This window comes from Deltaproteobacteria bacterium (assembly GCA_013151235.1).
Taxonomy (GTDB): Bacteria; CG2-30-53-67; CG2-30-53-67; order CG2-30-53-67; family CG2-30-53-67; genus JAADIO01.
Genome location: JAADIO010000008.1, coordinates 1 through 3,543, shown reverse-complemented (window position 1 = coordinate 3,543; position 3,543 = coordinate 1). Strand labels below are relative to the sequence as shown.

Annotated in this window: 1 protein-coding gene; it reads left to right on the top strand. The window is 58.1% G+C overall.

Translation table 11 applies throughout. From position 1 onward, the window contains the following. Positions 1 to 3,543: hypothetical protein (locus GXP58_01845; GenBank protein ID NOY52344.1), on the top strand; the 3,543-nt coding region annotated here is incomplete at both ends.

Sequence of the window (3,543 nt, the reverse complement as noted above, 5' to 3'; positions counted from 1 at the left end):
TGGTCACGGTCACGGCGACCACCGATCAAGGCGCACAGGCCTCCATGCAGATTGAATTGCTTCTTTACAACGCCCAGCCCTATCTTTCGTCCTCTCCCTCCTTTACCGATGCCTATGTCCATCCCGGTGAACATGTCGTTCGGTCGGTGACCTTCATCAACGAAGGCTACCAGACCCTGCAAAATGCGCAAATCCAGGGGCTCACCATTCCCTGGATCGGCTTCGACCGGAGTCGATTGATCGGAAATGTAGCTCCGGGTGCTTCCTTCAACCTTGGGATCGTTGTTTCGCCTCCCGAGGGGACGGCGGAAGGGATCTATACCGATTTCTTTACCGTCACGGCGGACAACCATCCCCCCTACACCTACTATATTCAGGCGACCGTCACCTCATCGACAACAGGCAACGTCCAGTTCTCCGTCACCGACAGTCTCTATGATAATGTCGAGGGGGCAACGGTGACCGTCCAGAACAGCAGCGTCCTTACCCTCCTTTCCGATGCCAAGACCGACGTCAACGGATCAGTAACTTTTACGGATCTTCCCACCGGCCGTTACAACTACACCGTCACCGCGCCGGGACACAATTCCTGGATGGGCTCTTTCGAGGTTCGGCCCGGCGACACCACGCCGGTCGAGGTGATTATCGAGAATGTCTTCGTCACGATTGAATGGGAGGTCGTCCCCATCGTGATTGAAGACCGCTATGAGATCAAGATCAACACCACCTTTGTGGCCGATGTCCCTGCGCCCGTTGTGGTCGTGGAACCCTCCTTTGTCAATCTGCCGCGGCTGGAGAAGGACCAGGTCTTCTACGGTGAATACAAGGTGACGAACCACGGTCTCATTGCGGCGGAGGACGTGACCTTAACCCCGCCGCCTTCCCTGCAGAACATGTCCTTCGAGATCCTGGGGACCCTGCCCGATCGGTTGGAGGCCATGGAGAGCTATACCCTGCCTTTCAAGATCACATGGCTTTCGGACACACCTTCTACGGAACTGCAAACTTTAGCCGCCCTCTCCGCCGATGACGATCCTTTGCTCTCCGAAATCACCGGTTACGGGGGAGGCGGGGGCTGCACCACCGGCGGTTCGATCTCCTATAAATATGTTATCTGTCCCGGATCGACGAACGAAAGGACCGGCGCCGGATCGGCGGGCTTTTCGGTGGGAACCGGCGGATGTAACGGCGGTATAAGCGTGGGCGGTGGAGGCGGCGGCGGTACGAGCAGGCGTATTCAGGGGAGTGGTGGGAGAGTCCAGGGTCATCAAACCTGTAACGGCTGCAGCGAAACCCATTCCATCACGGGCACCAGTCAATGTGCTTTGCCTCCGCCTCCGGGAGGAAGCGATACGGGCACCAAGGGGACCCCCGGCAGTGGGGAATGCACGGGTTCCGTCGTCTACATGACCTCCGGGGCGTACACCTTTGACGTGAAGGAAGAACTCCGGGTCAAGACATCGAGCGGCGATGAGATCGGCCTCGGACTCACCTACCGCTCCAATCGGCTCGTTCAGGACATGGACGCCGGAGGCACCTGGAAATTCGGGACGGCCGTCAACGGCCCCTTCGGATACAACTGGTTCTCCGACTGGTTCCAGTGGGTCGATCTCGATGCAACAACGGGGAAGCTCATTTACAACCTGGAACACCGGACCATCACCTTCGACGTGGGATCGGACGGCAACTTCCTTCCGCGAAACGATCTCGGACTCATAGCCCGGAAAACAGCCACGGGTTATGAAATCGAAAAGCGGGGAGGAGAGACCCGTCTCTTCAATCCCCAGGGCAAGCTCGTGGTGGTACGTAACCGTCAGGGGCGGGAGCGGTCGGTCAATTACGACACAAATGGTTTCCCGGCCTCCATCACGGACGAGGATGGGCGTGAGGTTCTGACCTTTACCACGGACGCCAACGGCCATATCACCGGGGTCACCGATCTCTACGGCCGGTCATTTGAATATCAATACATGCCGTCCGGTGATTTGTGGAAGATTATCGATCAGAGAGATCCATCGAACCCGATCACCCTGTACACATTCGGTGATTACAGCGCCGAGCACGGACTGCAGCAGAAGACCGTACCCGGCGGTTATACCTATACGATCACTTATAATGAAAATAACGTGGTGGCGTCTATCACTGATCCGGATCTGTACGTAAAGAACTTCTACTACGACTGGAAGAACGGCAGTTCCTACACCAGCGATTCGGACGGCAACATCCGGGAGATCACCTATGACGAAACGGGACGGGTCCTCTCCGACAGCCGAAACGGCGTTCCGGTGAAGCGGATCGTCTATACCTATAACAATCGTGCCGGCCTCAAGGTCCCAAAGACCCGCACCACCCTCAACGAAGCGGGTTACCAGACCATCGAGACCCTGGACGAATTCCGGCATGTGACCGTCAAGACCGACCCGGAAGGGAACAAGACCTACTACACCTACACCGACGAAGGTTGGCTCCGCTCAGAGACGGATCCCCTGGGTGATACCACTTTCTACACCTATTACACCGATGGCAAGCTCGAAACCGTCACCGACGCCCTGGGTCATATCACCCGCTATACCTATACCCCCGACGGAGAAGTGGACACCGTCACCAATGAGGCCGACCCAAACGACGGGACCGATGATTTCATCGTCAAGGACAACGACTACGATGCCCTCGGCAACCTCGTCCGCGTCACCGAGCCCGGCGGCAGGATCACCACCTTTGAATACGATACACTGGACCGGCTGACCGCAACGATCGACGCCGAAGGAGTCCGGACCGAATACGGTTATGATCTTCATGACCACCGGACGATCATGACTGTGAAGACCGCTCAGGGGGACTCCGTAACCACCTACGACTACGACACGGCAGGCCGGGTCACCAAGATCACCGACCCGGAGAATCATGTCACCCGGCTGACCTACGACTTCAAGGGTCGCATTACCTCCACCATGGACCATGACGGTCTGGTCACCCTCATGGGGTATGACCATCGAGGAAACCTCGTCTACCGGGAAAACGGCCAGGCCGTATTCGACGGCAACGGCAACCCGACCTACGACCCGGCCACGGGACTGCCCGTCGTGACCCTTGCCGGGAACCCCGTGAAATACGAATACGACAACCGCAACCGCAAGATCAAGGAGATCTATCCCGACAACACCCCCCTCGACGATACCGACAACCCCGCAACCACGTACGGCTACGAGGCCCCTACGGGGTGCGGTTGCAGCGGCTCACAGGGAAGCGAGCCTTCCCGCATCACCGACCCCGAAGGCAACGTCACCGAGCGGGGCTACGACAAACTCGGCCGCCTGACCATGGTCACCCAATACATCGCCGATGACGCCAACAGCATTCCGAAGTATGAAACCGACTACGGCTACGACGCCGCAGGCAATCTCACCTCCATCACCGACGCTGACGGCAACGCCACCACATTTTCTTACGACGCCCTCAACCGCCTCGTCCAACAGACCCAGCCGCCGAGAGTCAGTCAGGGCGAAACGGCGGGCAAAACGGAGATCTATGCCTGGAATCCCG